This is a genomic window from Aliivibrio sp. EL58, assembly GCF_900312675.1.
Classification (GTDB): domain Bacteria; phylum Pseudomonadota; class Gammaproteobacteria; order Enterobacterales; family Vibrionaceae; genus Aliivibrio.
Map to the genome: position 1 here is coordinate 804,549 of NZ_OMPC01000001.1, position 22,920 is coordinate 827,468.

The 22,920-nt window shown below is 37.0% G+C and carries 24 protein-coding genes and 1 pseudogene; 19 read left to right on the top strand and 6 right to left on the bottom strand.

What is annotated here, in order from left to right; genetic code table 11:
* Window positions 1-29: 29 nt before the first annotated feature.
* The 3 genes and pseudogenes from ED622_RS03445 to ED622_RS03455 form a co-directional block, all read left to right on the top strand.
* Window positions 30-260 (top strand): hypothetical protein, encoded by a 231-nt coding sequence (locus tag ED622_RS03445; protein ID WP_122032549.1) that lies wholly within the window; start codon window positions 30-32, stop codon window positions 258-260.
* A 64-nt stretch (window positions 261-324) separates the two neighbouring features.
* Window positions 325-948, top strand: coding sequence for a DUF922 domain-containing protein (locus ED622_RS03450; RefSeq protein WP_162922437.1), 624 nt, complete (start codon window positions 325-327; stop codon window positions 946-948).
* A gap of 193 nt (window positions 949-1,141) precedes the next feature.
* Window positions 1,142-1,360, top strand: a pseudogene (locus tag ED622_RS03455) (IS6 family transposase); the annotation flags it as partial.
* A gap of 21 nt (window positions 1,361-1,381) precedes the next feature.
* Here the strand turns inward: ED622_RS03455 and cra are convergent.
* Window positions 1,382-2,359, bottom strand: a complete 978-nt coding sequence (gene cra, locus ED622_RS03460; protein WP_045104256.1) for a catabolite repressor/activator — start codon at window positions 2,357-2,359, stop codon at window positions 1,382-1,384.
* A gap of 293 nt (window positions 2,360-2,652) precedes the next feature.
* Here cra and fruB point away from each other — a divergent pair, with 293 nt between their 5' ends.
* Genes fruB through fruA form a run of 3 tightly spaced genes read left to right on the top strand, consistent with a single transcriptional unit; the run spans window position 2,653 to window position 6,548 of the window.
* Complete coding sequence (gene fruB, locus ED622_RS03470) at window positions 2,653-3,789, top strand: fused PTS fructose transporter subunit IIA/HPr protein (protein WP_122032551.1); 1,137 nt, start codon at window positions 2,653-2,655, stop codon at window positions 3,787-3,789.
* 3 nt (window positions 3,790-3,792) lie between these two features.
* A complete protein-coding gene (gene pfkB, locus ED622_RS03475; protein ID WP_122032552.1) occupies window positions 3,793-4,776 on the top strand; it encodes a 1-phosphofructokinase in 984 nt (327 codons plus the stop codon).
* Between the two features lie 29 nt (window positions 4,777-4,805).
* Window positions 4,806-6,548, top strand: coding sequence for a PTS fructose transporter subunit IIBC (gene fruA, locus ED622_RS03480; RefSeq protein WP_122032553.1), 1,743 nt, complete (start codon window positions 4,806-4,808; stop codon window positions 6,546-6,548).
* Between the two features lie 75 nt (window positions 6,549-6,623).
* On the opposite strand, the gene ED622_RS03485 is transcribed toward fruA, so the two are convergent.
* Entirely contained in the window at window positions 6,624-7,148 is a 525-nt protein-coding gene (locus tag ED622_RS03485; protein WP_122032554.1) for an outer membrane beta-barrel protein, read from the bottom strand.
* Window positions 7,149-7,225: 77 nt separating this feature from the next.
* Between ED622_RS03485 and ED622_RS03490 the strand changes: the two genes are divergently transcribed.
* Together ED622_RS03490 and ED622_RS03495 are read left to right on the top strand one after the other, a co-directional pair.
* Entirely contained in the window at window positions 7,226-7,840 is a 615-nt protein-coding gene (locus ED622_RS03490; RefSeq protein ID WP_122032555.1) for a LysE family translocator, read from the top strand.
* 175 nt (window positions 7,841-8,015) lie between these two features.
* A complete protein-coding gene (locus ED622_RS03495; protein WP_122032556.1) occupies window positions 8,016-8,675 on the top strand; it encodes an HAD family phosphatase in 660 nt (219 codons plus the stop codon).
* Window positions 8,676-8,773: 98 nt separating this feature from the next.
* Here the strand turns inward: ED622_RS03495 and ED622_RS03500 are convergent, their stop codons facing one another.
* The 3 genes from ED622_RS03500 to ED622_RS03510 are packed head-to-tail and all read right to left on the bottom strand — an operon-like array spanning window position 8,774 to window position 10,886.
* On the bottom strand, window positions 8,774-9,607 hold the full coding sequence (locus tag ED622_RS03500) for an SGNH/GDSL hydrolase family protein (protein WP_371413424.1): 834 nt from the start codon (window positions 9,605-9,607) through the stop codon (window positions 8,774-8,776).
* A gap of 11 nt (window positions 9,608-9,618) precedes the next feature.
* A complete protein-coding gene (locus ED622_RS03505) occupies window positions 9,619-10,500 on the bottom strand; it encodes a LysR family transcriptional regulator (RefSeq protein ID WP_122032558.1) in 882 nt (293 codons plus the stop codon).
* Complete coding sequence (locus tag ED622_RS03510) at window positions 10,497-10,886, bottom strand: nitrous oxide-stimulated promoter family protein (protein WP_122032839.1); 390 nt, start codon at window positions 10,884-10,886, stop codon at window positions 10,497-10,499. The genes ED622_RS03505 and ED622_RS03510 overlap by 4 nt, the downstream gene beginning before the upstream one ends.
* Before the next feature lie 235 nt (window positions 10,887-11,121).
* Between ED622_RS03510 and ED622_RS03515 the strand changes: the two genes are divergently transcribed.
* Window positions 11,122-11,586 (top strand): hypothetical protein, encoded by a 465-nt coding sequence (locus ED622_RS03515; RefSeq protein WP_122032559.1) that lies wholly within the window; start codon window positions 11,122-11,124, stop codon window positions 11,584-11,586.
* A gap of 82 nt (window positions 11,587-11,668) precedes the next feature.
* On the opposite strand, the gene ED622_RS03520 is transcribed toward ED622_RS03515, so the two are convergent.
* Complete coding sequence (locus ED622_RS03520) at window positions 11,669-11,884, bottom strand: hypothetical protein (protein ID WP_122032560.1); 216 nt, start codon at window positions 11,882-11,884, stop codon at window positions 11,669-11,671.
* A 390-nt stretch (window positions 11,885-12,274) separates the two neighbouring features.
* Between ED622_RS03520 and ED622_RS03525 the strand changes: the two genes are divergently transcribed.
* The 10 genes from ED622_RS03525 to ED622_RS03570 all read left to right on the top strand — a co-directional run bounded on the left by ED622_RS03525 (window position 12,275) and on the right by ED622_RS03570 (window position 22,841).
* Window positions 12,275-12,793: a YbhB/YbcL family Raf kinase inhibitor-like protein gene (locus tag ED622_RS03525; protein WP_122032561.1), complete on the top strand. Its 519-nt coding sequence runs from the start codon at window positions 12,275-12,277 to the stop codon at window positions 12,791-12,793.
* Between the two features lie 34 nt (window positions 12,794-12,827).
* A complete protein-coding gene (locus ED622_RS03530; protein WP_254052578.1) occupies window positions 12,828-13,628 on the top strand; it encodes a helix-turn-helix transcriptional regulator in 801 nt (266 codons plus the stop codon).
* Between the two features lie 395 nt (window positions 13,629-14,023).
* Window positions 14,024-14,671 (top strand): hypothetical protein, encoded by a 648-nt coding sequence (locus ED622_RS03535; RefSeq protein ID WP_122032562.1) that lies wholly within the window; start codon window positions 14,024-14,026, stop codon window positions 14,669-14,671.
* A gap of 61 nt (window positions 14,672-14,732) precedes the next feature.
* Entirely contained in the window at window positions 14,733-15,752 is a 1,020-nt protein-coding gene (locus ED622_RS03540; RefSeq protein ID WP_174213420.1) for a penicillin-binding protein activator LpoB, read from the top strand.
* Window positions 15,753-15,754: 2 nt separating this feature from the next.
* On the top strand, window positions 15,755-17,302 hold the full coding sequence (locus ED622_RS03545; protein ID WP_122032563.1) for a hypothetical protein: 1,548 nt from the start codon (window positions 15,755-15,757) through the stop codon (window positions 17,300-17,302).
* Window positions 17,302-18,408 carry a hypothetical protein gene (locus ED622_RS03550; protein ID WP_122032564.1) on the top strand — a complete coding sequence of 369 codons (1,107 nt, stop codon included), beginning with the start codon at window positions 17,302-17,304 and terminating at the stop codon, window positions 18,406-18,408. The genes ED622_RS03545 and ED622_RS03550 overlap by 1 nt, the downstream gene beginning before the upstream one ends.
* A 1-nt stretch (window position 18,409) precedes the next feature.
* Window positions 18,410-20,038 (top strand): hypothetical protein, encoded by a 1,629-nt coding sequence (locus ED622_RS03555; RefSeq protein WP_122032565.1) that lies wholly within the window; start codon window positions 18,410-18,412, stop codon window positions 20,036-20,038.
* A gap of 68 nt (window positions 20,039-20,106) precedes the next feature.
* Entirely contained in the window at window positions 20,107-20,721 is a 615-nt protein-coding gene (locus tag ED622_RS03560) for an LPP20 family lipoprotein (RefSeq protein WP_122032566.1), read from the top strand.
* 4 nt (window positions 20,722-20,725) lie between these two features.
* A complete protein-coding gene (locus ED622_RS03565) occupies window positions 20,726-21,886 on the top strand; it encodes a transglycosylase SLT domain-containing protein (protein WP_122032567.1) in 1,161 nt (386 codons plus the stop codon).
* A gap of 1 nt (window position 21,887) precedes the next feature.
* Window positions 21,888-22,841: an LPP20 family lipoprotein gene (locus ED622_RS03570; protein ID WP_122032568.1), complete on the top strand. Its 954-nt coding sequence runs from the start codon at window positions 21,888-21,890 to the stop codon at window positions 22,839-22,841.
* Window positions 22,842-22,920 lie beyond the last annotated feature (79 nt).

The window sequence follows — 22,920 nt, forward strand, 5'->3', positions numbered from 1 at the left end:
CTAAACTCATGTAAAATAAGGATAATATTGTGAAAGAAATAACTAGGGAAGATTTAGAACTTGTGATTGGCGGTAGACTAGAGCACAGAGCTGGTGGCGGTGGGAATTTAAGCTCTTCTAGAGGAGGAAGTCGATCTCAAGATAGAAGAGAGCGGGGAAGAGATGCTCGAAATAATGGCCATAAGTCACATGAGGGTGGGAGACGTAAGGGTGGGGATCGCAGTAGAAGAGAAGGTGGCGGTCGTTCAACAGAGCGTTAAAAATAGTTAATGTGATATTTAAGTGTGGCTTCATGTGAGTGTAGCCATACAAATGGAGATAGAAGTGACAAGTAAATTATTACCTATATTTATTTCTCTGATATTAATAATTTTTAATTATGCCAAAGCAGAGTCACAACCAGACATTGGGTATTCTTTAGAAATTAATTATCAAACTTATAATGTAATAGGTGAAACTGAAACTGAAATTAATACTTCCTTTAATAATAAAATTAAATTTATAGAAAATATAGATATTATATATATTGATGCTTATACACAGTGGAATTATAATATAATTAATGATGACACCACATGTGAAATAAACAAGTTTTCTGTGAGTGTTACTTATATATTACCTCAGATTATAATCTCTGATTCAAATAAAGAGGTTGCGAATTTATTTAAATCATATTTAGAGCGTTTATACCGCCATGAAGAGACACATTGCGCTATATCTGTTAAGTTATTACATGATATTTATATAGCTATTGAGAAGGGACAATCTAGTAATTGTAATGATCAACGTGAAATTGCTGATAGACTAGAACAAGATATAAGCAAAAACCAAGAAGCATTTGATATGTATACCAATCATGGTGAAATAGAATTAGCTAATTCACCTTTTGGAGAAGAAAAGTATTTGGCTTACTGTAAGATTTCGTTGCCTGTGTTTAAAAATAATTAATAGGCACTAAGACTTATCATCATTCAATTCTTTCTACTGCACTTAATAACATGACTGTCACTGAAAGTCGCAGTCGAAAGTTATTGTTTTGTGTATATCGGGCATAACTTTTTTCGGTTCTGTCGCACGGTAAGGAACTAAAGTGACGTTGTAAGTTCAAAATAGTTATATTTAATATCATTTCGAGTCATTAATGGATTTCACTGACTACCAATACCCTTCAGATATCATTCTTCAAGCGGTACGTTATTACGTCTCATACAAACTCAGCACTCGTGATATCGAAGAGATTTTTACAGAACGTGGTAGCGCTATTGATCATTCTACAATTAACCGTTGGGTCATTACTTTTTCGCCAATGCTTGAGCACAAATCTCGTCAATTAAAACGTAAAGTATCATCATCGTGGCGTACTCCACCGTGCGACAGAACCCTAGCGAATAACAATTTTCCTAGGAATTAACTCTATTCCTGCTTGATAACGCTTTGCTGAAGCATTCAACCCTAATGCCAAGGCACTATCAGCAATCAGTTCGAATTGCTGTGGTAGAGAGTTTACTTTGATAGGTAAAAAATCAAGCAAACGATTATCACCAAAAGTGCCTAATTTTATTTTGGTCATCAATTCAGGCTTTTCAATGAGTACATCCAAAATGCCTTCAAGTAGGATATAAGAGGTTGTAATGATCGCATCTGGAATCGTCTCTTCTTTTATCCATTGTTCAAAAATTGCTTTGCCTGATTCACTGTTAAAGTGTTCGCCATAACCAGTGATACTCGCTAAACCTTTCTCTTTAGCTTTTGCTTTAAAGCCTAAATGACGCTGACGAGATATGTTGAGATCAGGTAATGCCCCAATTAAGCCGATCGATTTTACGTTTTCATTAACTACCGATTTGGTTAGCTCATAAGCCGCTTCAAAATCTTCACTGATCACGCAACCAAAATGTTCATCATCCAAAGAGCGGTCAATCGCGATAATGGGTGTGCCTTTTTCTTGAATCGTTAAATAGTACTCACTGCCATCGGGCAAACAGCTTGCAACAAACAACGCGTCTATACGACGACTGATTAAAGCATGGGCTACGTTTTTTTCTGTTTCAGGATCATCATCAGAGCAACCAATTAAGATCTGATAACCCGCTTTACGAGAGTTGTATTCTAAAAGTTTAGCCAGCTTGGCGTAACTGGTGTTTTCAAGATCAGGAATGATTAAACCAAACGAACGGCTACTGCCCGCACGTAATGCAGAAGCGGCATGGTCTGGACGATAATTATGCTCATCAACCACAGCCATGACTTTTAATTGGGTCTTTTCACTGATGCGATATTTCTGTGCTTTACCATTAATGACATAGCTTGCGGTGGTTTTAGAGACGCCAGCAAGTTTGGCAATTTCATCTAATGTCATGGATAAGATCCTTAAATTCTGTGGGTCGGATCATATAAATTTAGATCCAATCATTTTATGAGTTGAATTATATGCTGAATCGTTTCAGTATAAAAGCTGAAACGATTCAGCAAATTTGAAAAACGTGATATTTACGTTGTTTTTACTTTTTATGAAGCGTATTAATAAGTAGAAAGCATTTGCTGAACTTTTTTAACTGTTTTGCTGAATCGATTAAGCTTTACTCAAGCAACGCTTAAACGGTGATTTAGCAGAGCACAAATTACAGATAAACAAGCGAGAGGCTAAGACCCATGCTGACATTGACAAAGAATGACATTACGTTGCAACAAGCAGCAACGGATAAGACAACAGCAATCAAAGCGATTGCAAAGCAACTGACAGAAAAAGGTTTAGTTGCAGAGAAGTACGTAGAAGGGATGTTAAATCGTGAGCAACAGAACTCAACGTTTTTAGGCAATGGTATTGCTATCCCACACGGTACAACAGATACTCGTGATTTAGTTAATAACACCGGCGTTGCTGTGCATCATTTCCCGCAAGGCGTTAACTGGGGTGATGGTAATGTGGTTTATGTAGCCATTGGTATTGCGGCTAAATCAGATGAGCACCTAGGTATTTTAAAACAACTGACTAAAGTTCTTTCTGCTGATGGCGTAGAAGAGAAATTAAAACAAGCAAAAACAGAAGCTGACATTATTGCATTACTAAATGGTGAAGTGCAGTTTGAAGCCGATTTTGATGCATCACTAATCCAATTGCTTTTCCCTGCAAGCGATATGATCCAAATGAGTGCGGTTGCGGGCGGTTTACTAAAGAACAGTGGTAATGCAGAAAGCCAATTTGTTGCAGAGTTAGTCATTAAAGAGCCTACGCATCTAGGCAACGGTTTATGGTTGGTAAGTACTGACAAAGGCGTTAAACGCTCTGGTATGTCTATCGTAACGACAGCAAATGGGTGCGAGTTTAATGGCTTGCCTGTTAAAGGTTTGATTGCGATTGCTTCTTGTAACGCCTCTCATAAATCGTTCTTAACAACGATCACCAAAGCAGTAGCTGGGCAAAAACAAGACTCGATTCTATCTGCAACTTCTGAGCAGTTACTTGCGATGTTCTCTACTTCTGCTGAAGAAACAACAGTAAGTGCTGATGCTGATAATACAGCAACCTTTAAAATTAAAAATGCACACGGTTTACACGCTCGCCCGGGTGCAATGCTTGTTGCTGAAGCGAAAAAATACGAATCAAAAATCACCGTATTAAACATAAATGGTGACGGTAAAGCGGTGAATGCGAAAAGCTTAATGAAAGTGATTGCGCTTGGCGTTAAACACGGTCATGAACTGCAATTTATTGCAGATGGCTCAGATGCAAAAAAAGCGCTTGCTGGCATTGGTGCTGCAATTGCTTCTGGTTTAGGCGAGGGTTAATTGATGAGTACTAATCCAAAAAGCAAAGTAGTTACTATCACGCTAAACCCTGCTTTAGATTTAACAGGCAGTTTAGATGCGTTATCGGTTGGCTCTGTGAGTTTAGTTAGTAAAGGCTCACTTCATGCGGCGGGTAAAGGCGTAAACGTTGCTAAAGTACTGTCTGACTTAGGTGCTGAAGTGACGGTTACCGGTTTTTTAGGTCGTGATAATGAAGAGCTGTTCTGTCAATTATTTGAAGAGATGAACGCTAACGATGAGTTTATCCGTGTCGATGGTGCTACTCGCATTAATGTGAAATTAGTAGAGCAAGATGGCCGAGTGAGTGACATCAACTTTCCGGGTGTTGATGTCTCTGAACAAGCGATTGCCGAGTTTGAAGTTCGTTTATTTGAATTAGCTAAAACACATGATTTTTTCGTATTAGCAGGCAGTTTACCAAAAGGTATTTCTCCTGAGCTGTGTGCTGAGTGGATTGAAAAGCTGCATCAAATGGGTAAAAAAGTACTATTTGATAGCAGTCGTGCGGCATTGGCAGCAGGTTTAGAGGCTCACCCTTGGTTAATTAAACCAAACGATGAAGAGCTATCTGAATTTGTTGGGCGTGAGTTAGAAACGCCAGAAGCGTGTCAGAAAGCGGCTCAAGATCTTGCACAAAAAGGCATTGAAAATATCGTCGTGTCATTAGGCTCAAAAGGCGTAATGTGGCTTGGCAATAATGAGCAAAACAAGACGGAATGGATCTACTCTCAACCGCCAAAAATGAACGTAGTAAGTACTGTAGGTGCTGGTGATACGTTAGTTGCTGGCCTATGTTGGGGTCACATGCAGAAAGATTGGGATCGTTCACAAATCTTATCTTTTGCTACCGCTTTATCTGCTTTAGCTGTATCGCAGGTTGGCGTTGGCGTACCAAATGTCGAAGACGTAAAAGAATTACAAAAACAAGTAACCCTACATAACCCTATTTCTACAAACGTGCAGTAATGCGTTTAGACTTAGTTTAAGGACAGATTATGAAAAATATAGCTATCGTTACTGCATGCCCAAGTGGTGTAGCAAACAGCATTATTGCAGCAGGTTTATTAGAACAAGCAGCAACCAAACTAAATTGGAAAGCGACGATTGAATGTCAATCAAGCGTGTTACCCGTTGAGGTTTTAACTCAAGAAGTCATTGATACGGCGGATGCAATTGTTATTGCCGCAAACTCGGTGGTTGATACATCTCGTTTTGTTGGTAAAAAAGTACACCAAGGTTCAATTTCTGAATGTGCAATTAATTCGGAAGTTTGGTTAGAAAATGCAGTAAATAATGCCAAAGAACTAACCGCTTCAGAAGTGACGGTTTCAGAGACAGTGGCATCGACTGACGCGACAGGACCTAAGAAAATCGTAGCGATTACGGCATGTCCAACGGGTGTTGCGCATACTTTCATGGCGGCAGAAGCGCTAGAAGAAGAAGGTAAACGCCAAGGCCACATTATTAAAGTAGAAACTCGTGGCTCTGTGGGTGCAAAAAATCAGTTAACGGACCAAGAAATTGCCGAGGCTGATTTAGTAATCATCGCAGCGGATATCGAAGTTGCACTTGATCGCTTTAATGGTAAGCGCCTGTACAAAACAAGCACAGGTTTAGCGCTGAAGAAAACAGAACAAGAGATGAATAAAGCCTTCTCAGATGCGACGGTTTTCCAATCATCAGGTAAAGCGCAATCTTCTCAAACCGAAGAGAAAAAAGGAATGTACAAACACCTAATGACAGGGGTATCGCACATGCTTCCTGTTGTTATCGCGGGTGGTTTATTGATTGCATTGTCATTTGTATTTGGTATCGAAGCATTTAAAGAGCCGGGTACTATTGCAGCAACGCTGATGGACATTGGTGGCGGCGCGGCATTTGCGTTGATGATCCCTGTTCTTGCTGGTTTCATTGCATTCTCAATTGCTGACCGTCCTGGTTTAGCGCCAGGTTTAATTGGTGGTATGTTGGCGAGCTCAACTGGCGCAGGTTTCCTTGGTGGTATCGCGGCGGGTTTCATTGCGGGTTATTCTGCAAAATTCATCGCAGATAAAGTGTCTCTTCCTCAATCAATGGAAGCGCTTAAACCAATCCTAATCATTCCATTTGTGGCGAGTTTGTTCACTGGTTTGGTAATGATTTATGTTGTTGGTGGTCCTGTATCAGGCATCATGTCTGCACTGACAGAGTTCCTAAACAACATGGGTTCAACTAACGCTGTATTACTGGGTGTGATTCTTGGTTGTATGATGTGTTTCGACTTAGGTGGTCCAGTAAACAAAGCAGCATATACATTTGGTGTTGGTCTTCTGGCTTCACAAACGTACGGTCCAATGGCGGCTATCATGGCGGCAGGTATGGTTCCTGCGCTAGGTATGGGTTTAGCGACATTCCTTGCTAAGAACAAGTTTGAAGCGGGTGAACGTGAAGCAGGTAAAGCATCATTTGTACTTGGCTTATGCTTTATCTCTGAAGGTGCGATTCCATTTGCAGCGAAAGACCCAATGCGTGTGATTCCAAGCTGTATGGCGGGTGGTGCATTAACGGGTGGTCTATCTATGCTATTTGGTGCTCAACTACTTGCTCCACACGGTGGTCTGTTCGTACTTCTTATTCCAAACGCGATTACGCCAGTGTTCATGTACTTAGTAGCAATTGCAGCAGGTACTGCGGTAACGGGTTTCACTTATGCTTTCTTGAAAAATAAAGCAGATGAGAAAGAAGCAGTAGCAGCTTAATAAGTGCAGATATACTGATATAAAAAGGGCGCTTCCAAGGTGATTGGAAGCGCCCTTTTTTATGTTTTTTAAAAGTTAGAACATAAAGTTCACACCAGCACCAATTGAAGATATGTAATCGTCAGAAGCTAAAGGCATATATTGGTATTCAAGATTGAAGCTTACAGAAGGAAACAGTTTCATTACCGTACCGACTGCAACGTAAGGCTTAGTTGATACCGCCTCTTGTTTTAAGGTTTGATTACCTTCGTTATATTTATATTCAACATTAGTGCGATTTAAACCGAACTTCCCATAGAAAGAGCCATAATAAGACATAGGGAAATACATTTTTGCTGCAATAGTCGCACCCGTAGCCGATGCTTTATCATTATCAATTGCGATATCATTCATTGATGCAGTCATGTAATAGCTTAGATCCATCGCTATCATCGGCGCGAAATGGTAGTTATATCCGACTTGGGTCATTAAACCACTACCATGTGAGTCATCAATTTTCAGGTTAGCAAAACTTGGCTGAATATAGATTTGGTGTAAAGTGTCTGTTGCTTGTGCAGATGCAGAAGCACCTAGCAACAAAAGTGGAAGTAACCTTTTCATTATAAACTCGTCTTTTTAACCTAATGCGCGATTTTATTGTGAATGAGACAATGTTGTAAAGAGGAATTAAAGAAGAAATGACATTAACTATTTGGTTTTCATTATTATTGGTATCAATGTTGGGAGCAATGTCGCCGGGGCCGAGTCTGGCAACTGTCGCAAAGCATACGTTATCTGGCCGCCGTATTAATGGCATTGCAGCGGCATGGGCACACTCCATTGGGATTGGTATCTATGCATTTGTTACCGTTATTGGGTTAGCGGTCGTCTTACAGCAGTCACCGACAGTATTTAAAGCTATCAGCTATCTAGGTGCCGCCTATCTTGCTTATCTAGGATTTGGTGCATTGCGATCTACTGGGGGAATAGCAGCAAAGCTTGAATCTGGAGAACAAGTTTCTATTCTAGAATCAGCAAAAGAAGGTTTATTGATTTCACTGTTAAACCCCAAAATTGCACTGTTCTTTTTAGCCCTATTTAGTCAATTTGTGGCTGTCGGTAACGATCCATTAGATAAAGCGATTATCGTGATTACGCCTATTATTATTGATGGTTTGTGGTACACCATTATTAGCTACTTATTGTCGGCTCCTAAGATTGTAGATAAGCTTCGAAATCAAGCCAAATGGATTGATCGCCTCTCTGGTGTCGTGCTTATTCTTCTTGCAATTCGAGTGGTGTTTTCTGCGTAGTAAATTACTCTACAATCTTTATTTTGCTTAATTTAAAAGAGGAAGTGAGCTTAAAAGAAGAGTTCACTTTTTTATCCAATAGTTTTGGCTTAGTATGAGCAGTCTCAAACGTATAGCATTGTCATTTTATACGTAAAGTTATTCTATTTTTTGTTATTAATACATAAGGTTTCTCATGACATTTCAAGCTGCAATTTTCGATATGGATGGACTACTATTAGACACTGAACGTGTGTGTATGGGGATCTTTAAAGAGGCATGTGAAGCTCAAAATGTCCCATTTATTGAAGAGCTGTATCTTTCTATTATTGGCTGTAATGCAAAGCGTATTGAACAACTGTTTCGCGAAGGTTATGGACCAAGTGTTGACTACCCAGCATTAAATCAAGAGTGGCGAGTGCGTTATACTGCTGTAGTTAAGCATCAAGCAATCCCAGTAAAAGAAGGGGTTATTGAGCTACTAGAGTGGCTAAAAGCAAATGAAATCCCAATGGCCGTTGCGACATCCACACAGCATGATATTGCGATTAAAAAATTGGAATTAGCAGGTCTTGATGGCTACTTTGATGTACTGGCAACAGGCTGTGAAGTTGAACATGGTAAACCGCACCCTGAGATCTACTTCTTAGCGGCAGAGCGTTTAGGTATTGCTGCTAATACTTGTCTTGCGTTTGAAGATTCAAATAACGGAACTCATGCTGCCGTTGCAGCAAATATGATCACTTATCAAATTCCAGATTTAGTAGAGCCAAGTGCAGAAGTTATTAAACTTGGTCATCAAATCCTACCTTCTATGATTGATGTGTTGGTTGATTTAAAAAACCGCAAAGCCTAGCTTGTTTTGAACTCAATAATGTAGAAATAAAAGAAAGGCGGATCACTGTGTAGTGTCCGCCTTTTTTGTTTAACGTGTATTAGTAGATATAGTTAGGATTAAGATAATAGAGTTTCTAATTTAGGCTGAAGTACTTTAATCCAAGCAGAGTAGGCATTAGCGTTTAAATGAAGATCATCACAAGTAAAGTCATTCGATAAGAAGCTATTAGGGCTCAGGATCTGATTAACGTTCAAATAATGAATATTGTGCTGTTGACAATAAGATTCTAAACGAGAGTTTAACTCTGTCACTTTTGGGTTTAAATGAGCGAGTCTATTACCACAATATAAAGTGCTTTGAACCAATATAGAGCAGTCATTCTTTTGCCAATAAGTTAGCATTGCGATGTAATTATCAAAAACAGAATCCACAGCAAAACCTTGAGATAAATCGTTGATCCCTGCCATGATTGAAATGAGTTTAGGTTTAACGGCTAGTGTCGTTTCTATTCGACGTAGCATGCCAAGCGTAGTGTCACCAGCAATTCCTCGGTTTACGTGAGGAATGTGAGTAAAAACATCTTGCCATGGTCCCCATTCCGTAATTGAGTCACCAAATAGAACCACATCCACTTCCGGCGTAAATGTCTGATGTGAATCGACTAAATGAATATAACGGCTTATGCTATGTCCTCGTTGAGCTATATCTATTTCTTTGCAAAGAAACTTAACTTGTTGGGTTGGATCTTCGATGGCATCCAGTTTTGGCAATAATCCATCAATCTGAGAAACAAGAGCGCTGAGTTTGATAGAGAGCTGTAACTCTTCTTTTAAAGCATGTAGTTCATTGATTAATGTATACACTGAGATCGATTGAAATTGATGAAACAGATCATATAAATCGATAGCTTGATTATTAAGTAAATAGGTTCTTAGTTGTGCTTTCATTATTCATTCATCTTCTATAATTTTTCAAATGTATGTTCAATTTCATCAAGCATCCACTCCATGACATTCCCCATTCCACTGTCACGGCGCTTTACTACTCCTATCTCAATCTGTAATGCATCAGGAACATGAAAAGCCGACAGTCGGATAGTTTGATCTCGATACCAGTCTGATTCTAATACATGCTCAGGTACTAAAGCCCAACCAACATTGCGGATCACCAAGGCTGTAATGTAGTAATAACTGTCTATATACCAATGGTTGGCAGAAATGGCCTTTTCATGTGAATGACCAACACGGTCACGAATTACAAGTTGACGATGTTGATTTAAGTCTACTAACGTCGGTTTTCTTATTTTAGCCAATGGGTGTTTTGGAGATACGATAAGTGCCTGATTAAAAAAGCCTAGCGAAAGATATTCTAAAGAATCAGATAAGGTATTTACGCGAAATAGAAAACCAAGATCTGCTTTTTTATCATTGACCCATTCCGCAATATCAGCCTGAGAGCCATTAATGATCGTCAGTTTTAATAATGGAAATTTGATCGATAATTTTTGAAAGAAATCTTCAAATACATCAATAGGCACTGCTTCATCGAGTGCAACCGTTAATGCTATCTCTTCACCTGTCGCAACGGTATCAGCTCTGGCTTGTAGGCGTTCACATTGCTCAAGAATTGCCTGAGCCTCAATAAACATGTCTTCGCCATCTTGTGTTAAAACCGGTAAGCGGGCACTTCTATCAAAGAGATCAAACCCAAGATCTGCCTCTAGATTGGCAATTGCGGTACTAATTCGCGATTGCGCCTTCCCCATTTTGCGTGCTGCAGCAGAAAATGAACCACATTTTACGGAAGTAACAAAGGCATTGAGTTGATCTAAAGTCCAATTCATTTTTTCTCACCTTTTTGTAAACGTATATGGCGGTTAGAGCAATTTGCTGAAGGCTTAGGGTTCACTGTTCGTTTTTCAGACAGTAAATGACGGATAGCTAAAATGGGATGTTTTAATAGCATTCGTGGACCAGAAAAGCGCATCACTAATCTCATCTGTTCTTTAGGTTCAGGCTTGTAGCAGTGGATAGGGCAGGTATTGCAAGTGGGTTTGTTTTCACCGTAAGGGCAGCGATCTAAGCGAACTTCAGCATAATCCATTAAGTTTTGGCATTCTTCACATAGTGATTGAGAGTGATGGTTTTTTTTACAATAAATCTCAATCATTGCTGATACGGTTTTGAACTCAGTATTGAGTTTACCAAGTAGAATATTACTGCTTTTCATGTCTAACCCATGCATGTTAAATCCTAATCAAACCAGTATAAAGGGGAAATGATATTGGGTGAAGTGTTCACTTTTTCATAAATGAAATATGGCTTAGTATTTAGTTATCCCCTAAAGCATATTGCTCCTAAGTGTATGCGCCAAAAGCCATTTAGCATCACGCTAAGTGGCTTTTTTTTATGATTATTAGTTATCATTAGGTATACTGTTAAAAAATGACTTAGGTATATAAATAATGAATATTTTAAAAGTCTTAGGTGTCATACTTTCTACTGGGATATTGATGGGCTGCGATACTGAAGATGATAACGATATTGATTCAGTATTAGTAAAGCGTAATGAATATAAAGTGGTGGAATTTACGTTAAAGCCTGGGCAACAAGTGAATATTACAGTAACTGATCTTAGTAGTGTTTTAGCTGAGACGTCGATAACTCATCCTGATTTGTACGATGACTGGGTGTCTGATACTCAAAATATTGGTTTTAAAGATGCTGATATTTATGGTTATTACCACTTCCCCCCATTATCTGGAAAGCACTCATCGGGCTGGCAAGATTTACATTCCGCTATTACAGAAGAAACAACATACCTTTTATTTTTTGAAAATACGGTTTCTGGACTTATTTCTCCTCCAACCGAAGGGCCGTCTGCTTCTTCGACGATGATGTACCACATTGATATTCGAAATAAGCCTTAAGAGTACCGTAAAGTATTAATGTGGAGTGGATCTCACTAATTATTAATATTTTACGGTAAATGAAAACGTTGAATAATAGGCTCTATTTATCTTCTGATGTGTAACTAGAGTACGAGCAGTAATAGCAACCATTTGATTTTGGATATATTTCTTTAGCGGCATTTAGTGCTGTGCTACATGCAGTATGATAACCAAGAGGCTCGCACTTTGCGATCCCAGGACTGTGAGTGCATGTTGCAGTGTGAACTTCATGATCACCATTAGCTTGTTCGTTTTTATCTACATAAAATAAACTCATAACCACCTCTAATCATTAATGTTTAATAGCAATATCGAATAATTACAATACGCCTATTAGAGGTAGTTGATAGCTAAAAAAATGAATAGTTAGATGTACATCACTTGTAATCATTAAACTTGTGAGGCGTCTTTAATATCGTATTTTTTAGTATCTGTAATGCTATGTTAGCCCTTAGTTAATGAAGCGTATGAATACGTTTTGTTTCTATTTTAAACCCTTTAATTCAAATGAGTCATTAATTGTTTTGGTCTCTTAGGTTACTCAAAGTATCATTTATTGTTTTTTATAATCTCATATTGAAACTTTTAGGTGATTTTGTTTTTGTGTGATCTTTAATATTGTTCCTGTACTTATTAAGATCCCCTATAAACAGTAAAGGAAATTATTATGAACAAAGCATTATTAGTGTTACTGACTCTTGCATCATTCTCTAGCCAGGCTTTTGAAGTATCGAGTAAGGATATTCACGAAGGTCAGTTGATGAGCAGTGAGTTTGTTTTCTCAGGCATGGGTTGTACTGGTGACAATATTTCACCACAACTAAGCTGGAAAGATGCACCAGAAGGAACAAAAAGCTTTGCTATTACGGTATTTGATCCAGATGCTCCAACAGGTAGTGGTTGGTGGCATTGGTTAGCTCTTAACATTCCTGCTAATGTAAGCAGTGTTGCCCAAGGCTCTCCAATGAAAAATGTACTACAGACTAAAAATGACTTTGGCACAATGAGCTACGGCGGTGCGTGTCCTCCTGCTGGTGATGGGATGCACAGATATCAATATACAGTGTGGGCATTACCACAAGAGAAAATTGATTTACCAGCAGATATCTCACCAGCGGTAGTCGGTTATACTTTAAATAGCATGGCATTAGACAAAGCCGTATTAACAGCGACATATGTACGTTAATTACCATTTAAATATAAAAATATAGGGGTATAAAATGGATAAAGTGATGTTGAACGAACCCATGTTCCGAGTTCAAACCTATTCAGGCCAGAGCGATCAACATTTACGTAATGTTCATATTTATGCCCCTAGTATTATTTGGGTTAAGTCTGGTGTAAAAACCGTCTTTCAAGAGAGTGAGCAATTTGATATTGATGCACACTCTTGGTTGCTTACGTCAGCCAACCAAGGCTTAAACTTTATTAATAAAACGACAGAGGATAATTTTTATTCTATTCAGATCTGCTTTTTTTTAGCGCCCCCTAAGGAGATGCTAGAAGAAAGTCAAAGTAACGAAAGCACTCGCTTACATACTCATGCGGTCACTGTTTCATCATTGTTGGCTTATGGATTCACATTCTTAACCGATACGAATACCCAAAAGCTAAGTTCTAAAACACAGCAATTTCACTTGTTGGCCTTATATCAGCAATTGGCAGAATTGGGTGTGCTGCATGTTTTATTCTCTCCAACGTTCACTTCTTTTCAAAATGAGTTGAGTGCGTACTTTTCTAAAGATCCAGCCGAACCTTATCATTTAGAAACGGTATGCGATGATTTTTCTATGAGTCGCGCAACGCTAATCCGTCGATTACAGCGAGATGGCACCAATTTTAGAACGGTATTATCGAACGTTCGAATGACTCATGCTCTGTCTTTAATGCAAGAGAAACGCCAAACCCAGTTAGACTTGGCGTTGCAGTGTGGTTATCAATCAGAAAGTCGTTTTAGCCAGCGTTTCCATCAGCAGTTTGGGATGACGCCAAAGCAGTATATGAAGACGGTGGCTTATTGATGTTTTTGCAATTTAATAATTACATACTTTGAGTTATTGAGAGCGGTGAAAATATACTATGTGTAATTATTAAAATAGATCTTTGTCATGTTATTTTATTAATAGTATAAAATACCTAAAATAGAAAATATTTATAACATCTGATTGTTTCCTTACTTACCTCTCCCTCCCGCTATTGATGTATATATCAATCCCCCTCTCAATTGTTGTGAAATTGTTTGTTTAATGATGTATTTTGGTGTTTATTTCTTTGTTTTTTATGGCTAATTACATGAATTAATCACATAATATATAAAATATGACATATCGTATTGCATTAAATTTAAGATATAGTATTCTGCATCTAGTTGGTGGAACAGCATGTTCTAAAATTAATAATGATTGATGAGTGAATAATGATGAAAAAGACAGTATTAGCAATGGTTTTAGCTGCAACAATGGTATCTGGTTGTTCAATGATTGGTGGTTCTGAAACTACATCATATGCAGATCTTCGAGCTGAAGGTGATGCGTTATATGCAGAGTCAAAACCAGCAGTAAGAGATGACGAAGGAAAGATAATTGAAGAAGGTTACCAAGTATCTGATGTAGCTCAATTAGAAGCTATTCGTTTACTTGTTAATTCAGCATTTTTATCAGCGAAACCAGCTTATGAGCGTTACACGGATGAACTTCTTGCTACACCAGAACTAGGTAATTATTTTTCTGCAGTAGAAGCAAAAGATACTGAGGAAGAAAAACGTGCGGTATATGACTCTTTAAGTGATGAAATGAAAGTAAAAGTTGACGATTTTAATAAGTCATCAGTGAGTGATGAGATTATGTCTGGCCTAAAAGATGCAGCATTGGTTGCTCTAGAAAATTCAGCTGTATTCTTAAAAGCAGATACAACAGCAATGTTATCTGATGTTGATTTCTCAAAACTGATGGATGAAAAAGATGCAGTTTCTTTAACTGCTGAACAGGTTATTTATCTGGATAAGACTGTAGTTTCTGCATATGAAAACTACAAAATCATTTCTGCTTTTAGCTCAGCACAATAATTTCAATTAAAAACTTATTAAAGCCGGTGATTATTTACCGGCTTTTTTTTGAGAGGATAAAATGAAAAAGATCTCATATTTATTAGTCGTATCTTTATTTTTGGTTGGCTGCCAATCAACTAGTTTAAAAGTAAATTCTGAAGCTGATATTGAATCAAATTCTCAAATAGAGAAAGTCAGTAGAGACGCTTTATTCGAAAGTGAAAATATTGAATTACCAAGCAATTACGATGTAAAAGCATTTAATAAAATGAGTATTGCAGCGTACGTAGATCATGTGCGTTTTGAAAAAGATGCTAAAAAGACTCAAATTGATAATGGGATTATCGCCAAATTATTAGAAAATGAGTTGGCAAGAACTAAGCGCTATGAAGTATTAACTCGTAATTGTGATGCTTGTGACTATGAAGTTGCTTTTCAAGCTGAAAATACCGTTGAAGAAGGATCTATTCAACTTGGTGAGCAATTAAATCCTGAATATGTTTTTGAGACTTCAATTGCATTGGGAACTGTGATTAAAAAAATGAGTGATCATAATGAGATCATCTTTAGAAGTTTAGTGACAACAAAAGTCGTTGACCCAACATCGGGCAAAATAATCCACTCATTTGAACCAATTCGTCACAACATGCCAGCTAAACGATTTTTTGCAATGGAAGGAAAGTTTTTAGGTGGTTTTGATTACCGAAAACAAAATGAACTTCAAGAAGCTTACAAAGAAGCTGCTCAAAAAGCAATTCAAGTATTAGTTAATAGAACAATGGATTACTACCCAGTTGGTGGTCGTGTAACAAACTTTAGAAATGGACGTTTTGCTATTGATGCCGGTATCGATCAAGGTTTTGCGACTAAGCAGCCAGTAGTTTTATTTTTAAGTGATGATGGTTTAGATATACCAATCGCCTCTGGTGAAGTAACACCAAAGACTAATGGTGGCTCAGGCGTTATGTTTATTTGGAAAGAAGATGACCTTGATGCTGATGATGTGAAGAAGAAACTAGAAGCGATGGGTAAAGATTACCTTAAGCGCAATAAAATCTATGCAGTATCAGTAGGTACGCCAGAAGACTGGAAACTATAATTATGCTTAAACTACTACGTAATATTTATGCAGGTATCTTAATCACTGCAACAATAAATTTATTTACTATTGGTTCTTTATCTGCGGAACCAATGGATGATGTTTTCTCTATGTTAGAAGATGGAGGTGGAACTCGTACTGGTAAAAATAAAATTGATGGTTATTACGTAGTAGCTATGGGTACATCAAGTCGTTCAAATGAAAATAAAGGCCTTGAAGAAGCAAGAATGGAGGCATTACGTCAATTATCTGAAATGATCAATGGCGTAACCATGAGCGGTAATACTAGTGCTTCAATGAAATATATTACAGTATCAGATGAAAATGGCACTCAAGAGTTTTCTCGAGAAAGTTTCGTTGATGTCGTTAATACTAGCTTCAAAGGTCAACTTTCTGCTGCTAAACAATTGAAATCAGGTAAATACGATGGTGACTATTTTGTTGCAATTGTTATTACACAAACTGATCTTAAACAGGCAGCATCACTTCGCTCAACCGCTAATTCTGGTAATAGTCATTCAGGCAATACAATTATCATTGCCACTGATGCAAGTAATCAATCTATTGCTCAAGTCAAACAAGGAGCTAAAACCGTAGAATCTAAAGGTTTAGCATCAATGAAGGTTGGTGAAACAGAGGCTCGTAAAAAAGCATTAAATGATGCTATTCACAACGCTGTTCAACAAGCACAGGGCGTTATGATGCAGGGCAAGTCTGGCAAATTTAATGATGCAATTGCTGTTGCAATATCAACAAAAACAGAAGGCTATGTAAGTAGCTATGAAATGCTTGATGAAGATATTTCTCGTGGTCAATATTACGTGATTATTGAAGCAATTGTTGATGCAGGTAAATTATTAAATGATGTTAATTTTTATACTCAAGTACTAGGGCAACCTGTTTTTTCTATTAATTCTGAAAATGATAAGAAATCAGATTGGGTGATTGATGAACTTGAGCGCCTTGGATTTACAATTAATGATGGTAAGAAAAAAGCAACGCATACTTTCTATTTAAAGCAAAGACAATCAAATGTAGAAGACCATAAAGGGTCTAAAGGTATTGAAACGGTGCTGAGTATTGTCCTTAAAGATAATAACTCTGGAGACATATTATTTACGATAAATAATAACCCGATGAAAACCCGTATTTATGTTCAGCCAGTATCAAGAGCTAAACAAGTTTCAGAGCATGTTGCTTATAAGCAAATGAAGAAAAAAATGGGTGTTGAAGTAATTCAATCTTTAGCACGTCATGCAGAAAAAGGCATTGTTTATCAAATTGTGTTAAAGAACGCAAAACGAACAGACGTTGATATTTTTAAACATGTTTTAAATAACGGCACAAGTGGAAATGTTGAAACCTGGAAATGGGATAAAAAACATAAAACGATGACATTAGATTACCGTTTTTCAGGACCGTTAAGTGAAGCTTTTGACCAAAGCCTGAAAGAAATATATTCCACATTTAAAAAAGAAGGCAAAGGCCGTAGACCACATATGAAAAAAGTGGAACGTGATGCTGCATACTTTGACATTGTGAGAAGCTAATGAAATATATTTTACTATTGTTTTCATTGCTAGTTTCTTATTCATCATACGGAAATACCGTTTATGATGTTTATGAATCTAAATTTAGTGAAAAAGAAACAGGTGTTTATGATGATGAGCAATGGGTATTCTTTGTCATTAAACAAGAATGCCTAACTCAAAAGAAATATGCAGGAACTCAAGAGTCAAAAGAAGCAGAGAAAACATTTTATAAACAGTTAGTTAGTGAAGTTGCAAAACGGAATGTATCATTTTCGAATGATATTTCAGGGATCTCAGAGCCATTAAGGACTGATGTTAAAAATGTAATTTCAGCTAATTATAATGTGGTATCAAATATACCGTATCAACTTGTTTTTGATAGGAATTCAAAGGTTTTCCCATGTACTCAAGAGTATGTTGCAACTGTTAAAACTGATTTATTTAAGAATAACGGTATTAAAATTCCTAATGATGAAGTTGAAAATATAGTGGTAAAACTATTGATTAACGTTTTATCTGAAGGGGACTATTCGACGTTATCAGTATATTTACATAGCTTAGAGCTGAGTAAGTTAGCTGCTATATATGAAATGTTAGTACTTGAAGATGTAATATCAATCAATCTTAGAACAACAGACCGTAATCAAGTTTGCACTCAAACATATTGCCGATTAGCAAATAAGCCATTTTCTGAATTTGATATCAACCATGTTGTATCTACCTCATTTCTAAATCAAGGCTTTGTAAAGTTTGAGAATAAAAACCCAAGTAATAAGTTAGCAGAGCACTTATATAAAAAAGCATCTATTAATTTTAATCATGGTAAGAATCCAGAAGAAATTATTAATGACTTAACTCTAGCTGTTAATTTAGAACCGAATAATAGTAAGTACTGGAAAATGTTAGCGAATATATATAGAGCTCTAGGCAAAAACAAAGAAGCGTATGCAGCTACAGTTCAATATGTTTTGCAAAATCCAAACGATGCAGAAACTTGGGTTTATTTTTATTTAGCAGGGAAAAAAATACATACAGAATCATCTGAAGATCTTAACCATTGGTTAAGCCTTTTAAAAAATCATGTTCAATTTTCGTCATGGGCGAAGAAACAAATAGGTAATTAAAATGAAAAAAATTCTAACACCTTTGGCTATTGTAATTAGTTTAGCATTATCAAGTAATGTAATAGCGGAGGACTTTATTCCGAAAGCTGACTCCTCTGCATTAGAAGCGGTATCAGCAATGGTAGAAGAACCCTTCGTTCAAGCTGAAATCAATGAGGAAACTTACGTTTCAGCAGAGCAGCAAATTTTAGATGAATTAAATAAAAAAGGTTGGAGTCAAGGTTGGGATGCTAATAAAAAGCGTCTGTTTGTAGTCAACACTGAGATGTTTGATTCTGAAGATCCGACTTATGATGATTCATTTATTACTAAACGCTCTCAATACGCAATGATGGCAACTATGGGCGCTAAAGCGAAGATGGTTGAATTCATGCGTACCCAAATGAGTGCAGTTGACCAGCTAACTGCTCCCGGCACTGATGTTCACGCTGAATTGAATGCACAATATGTAAAATTAAACAAAAAAGTAGAAGCCCAACAGCGTACATTAGAGAAATTATTAGCAGAAGTTAATGCAACTGAAGCAGAAAAATTAAAAGGTGTAACTTGGCAAGATCGCCGTGATGCTTATATGGATGCATTAATTAAAAAAATTGATGAATCATACAGTGCAGGAAAGATTGAAGAAAAAAAAGTTAAGAAGTATCAAAAGGCAAAACAGCGCTATGTTGAAGCACAGACAGAAATGTCTGAGATCATGAAACAAGCTAGCGCAATTAAAGGTAAGACAAAACTAGAATCATCAAGTCGTGTTGAAACTTTAGCAAAAGCACCAATCATGGGGGCATCTGTATTACTTCAAGCTGAATCTTGGGATTCTGAGGAAGAAAAATACGAAGTATCTACATTGATGGTTTGGAGCCCTAAATTAGAGAAAGCAGCTAAAGCAATTGTTACTGGTGAGAAGGCTACTTTAAAACCTAAAAAAGCTTTAACAGTGCAAAAGTGGTTACGTTCTCAAGAAGCAGCAACGTTAGTTGGACCTAGACAGTACGTTGATAAAAATGGGGACCGTTGGTTTATTGGTGCGTATTCAATGCCTGTTGAAGGTTCATCTTCATTAGTTCGTAAAAATAAAGGAATTGCAGACTTGATGGCTAAAAAAGAGGCTGCGATGGCATTATATGCTGATGTCGAAACTCAAAAGCAAGCTGAAATAGCGATGCAAACTCGTTCTGGTGACTTGAAAGGAAAAGATCATACCGCGATAGCAACAAGTTTTGCAGAAACAACGCGCCAATCAATAGAAAACCGTCAAGTAAATGGTTTATCACCCCTATTTACAAAAACAGTCTTACATCCAATATCTCAACAAAAGATTTATGTTGTAGCTTATGGTATTTCTTCAAGTAGTGCTTCAGAAGCATTAAAGATGGAGTATTCCGCTTATCAAGCCGCAAGTAGCGCAAATAAAAGTAATAAAGTAAGCCAAGCTGTTCATAAAACTTTAGAAACGCAACTTGAAACGTCAAAAACATCATCTGTATCGGTTAATGATGTAGAGCAAGAAATAGAAAATGTATCTAATTCGACGAGAAGTTCTGCATCTCATTCTACTTCATCAAGTAAGGTTAAATCTAATAGTAGTTCGTTGTTGAATGCACCAACAATTGATGAAGATGATTTTTAATCAAACAAATCATAAATTAAAACAGGGAGTGAGAACTCCCTAAAATTAAATAACCAAGAGATATTACAATGAAAAAGATCTTAGCTTTATCGGTAGTGGCAATGGCTTTGGTTGGTTGCCAGTCAACACAACAAGAAAGCAAGCCAGTAGTAGAGAAATCTCCTGCATATTTAGAGTGTAATTTTGGTGGGGAATATTACGAAGTAGCAGCTCCAAAATGGAAATGTGAACCAAATACTAACCGCGAAATGTATGCAAAACAGGCGTCTGGTTCAAGTGCAAATAAATCAGGTGGAGTAGCTCATCAGCGTCAGTTAGCTATTTTAGATGCAAATAGAACACTTGCTGGTCAGTTTAAGACGGATGTAATTGCTACGATTAAATCATCGAGCGGGACGTTAGGTATTGATGGCGCAGCTGGTGGTGCTGGTGCAACTAAAGATGTTTCAGAAGCATTAGTTAATTTCGAACTAAAAGGAACTGAAATCATTCGTACGATGACAGGTCCAAATGGTCATGTTTATGTTCATGTAGGTATGCCACGTGCCGCGTTACAACAGAATATTGATTTAGCGCTTGAGGTTGTACAAGAGAAAGCACCAAACTCCTTACCTACTAATGTAACGCCTGCACAAAATAAGCAGTTATCTGACGATATCGCTAAAGCACTAGAAGGTATGTAATCCAATGACTACGGCTAAATTTGTAAAATCACTTGTAATCGGTTTAAGTTGTTTTTCGAGCTTAGCCGTAGTGCATGCGTCTGATTCAGTTGATGCTTTTGAAAAGAAGAAAGCGAGTATGCTTTCTTCTTTTGAAAGCTCTAAAAAAGAGAATGTTGATAAATTTGAACAGTCTAAGACTTCTTATTTATCTGCTTTTAATAAAGCAAAAGAAAAGTTAAGTAAAACATGGGATATTCCAGAACTGACGAATAAATCAAAGTGGGTTCAATATTCTAATAATGATCAAGTAAAACGTTCTGTAGATTTTGAAACCGGTAGTGTTGTGGTTGAGGTTGTTGGTAATGATCTTTCAGAAGAACAAATAAATAAAATCATTAAAGGCCAAGTTTCTGAGCTAGAAAATCAAACAACAACAAATGCCTATACTAAAGATAGTGTATTAGCAGCGACAAAAATAAAACCTAATAAAATAGAATCAAAAGCGAAAGTGCTACCAGATGTCAGCTCTAAAGAATTATTGATGGCACAAACAAAGTCGAGTTACACGCAGAAAAATGGATTGAAAGTAACTCGTGTTAGCATGGCCGTACCGCAGAATAAAGTTGCCAAACGAGCTATGATCTATCTGCCACATGTGAGTAAAACTTCGGAGAAGTGGGGGGTTGAACCTGAGTTAATCCTTGCGATTATGCATACCGAAAGTCACTTTAATCCAATGGCACAATCTCATATTCCTGCTTATGGTTTAATGCAAGTCGTCCCGACATCTGCGGGTAGAGATGTGACTAAGATCTATTTAGGGAAAGAACAATTACTTTCCCCTGAAATACTATTTAATCCAGAATTCAATATTGATATAGGTACTGCTTATCTAAATATTTTGGACACTCGTTATTTAAAACGAGTTGATAATAAACAGTCACGGTTGTATTTATCTATTATCTCATATAATGGTGGGATTGGTGCAGCAGCAAAAGTAATTAATGGTAACCGAAATTCAAAATTATCATCATTAGCTGTTAATGCAAACAAACTAACCCCTGATGAGATTTATCATAAATTATCTAAAGACCATCCTGCGAAAGAAGCACGAGATTACTTAAAAAAAGTAAATGATAAACGAGAGTATTACGCTAAAGTGCTGAATACAGGCAGTATGTAAAATGAGAATTACATTCATTCTTTTAGGTTTATTACCTAGTCTAGTTATCGCTGCCCCATCTTGGTACGATAATCCAGAACTTAATTCTAACCAATATATAGGTTCGGGTTTAGGTGAAAGTATTGGTTTAGCAAAACAAGAAGCTATAAAACAGATCTCATTTACTCTTTCTTCTACTATATCTAGCAGTCTAAACGAAACAATAAAAACCGTGGGTAACAGCGGAATAATGGAAACAAAATCATCTACGGAAATGGTAAATAAATCAATTTTATTGCCTAAAATCACATGGAAACATATAGAAGCAGAACATGGGATTTACTACACTCAAGGTAGTGTGGATAAAACTGAAGTTATTAAGTTGTATGAAAATACGCTTCGCTCTCAATCAAAACGATTTGATTATTTATTAAGCGAAAAGGAAATTGATCTATCAGATTATCTAGCTATAACCCAATCATCTGAAGCTTTGCAAACACACCTCATTCAGTCGACAATCATAATGTCAGGATCTGAAATTGCTAAAAATGAATACAATAAGGTAATGAGTATTCTAGATAAGAAAAATGCGTTTAAAAACAGTATGTGTATGACGGTAACATATAAAGGGCATTCTTCTTTTGAAAGAAAAATGTTACAACCATCGATTGAAAGTGCGATTCAGAACTCTGGTTTAAAGCTAAAATCAGAGTCTTCATGTGAATTAGTCACTTTCAATTCAAATAGTACAACAAGTAAAAATAATGGGATCCGAACTGAAAGTGTAAAAATACACATTAGTTTGGGAAGCCCTGCTATTGCATCAAAAGTAATATCAGTTATTGGTAGTAGTTCGGGTTCAAAAAAAGCAGCAATGAGTGATGTTTCGAGTAAATTTTTATCTCATTTTGATCAACGTAATAATTTAGTACACTACCTTTTAGATTCAAATTTACCTGAGCTAACTATAAAATAATGTCAATAATCATCGGATTGATGACTCTTTTCTTTCTTTTGTTCATTCAGAGGCAAGTTGAGTTATATACAACAGCAAA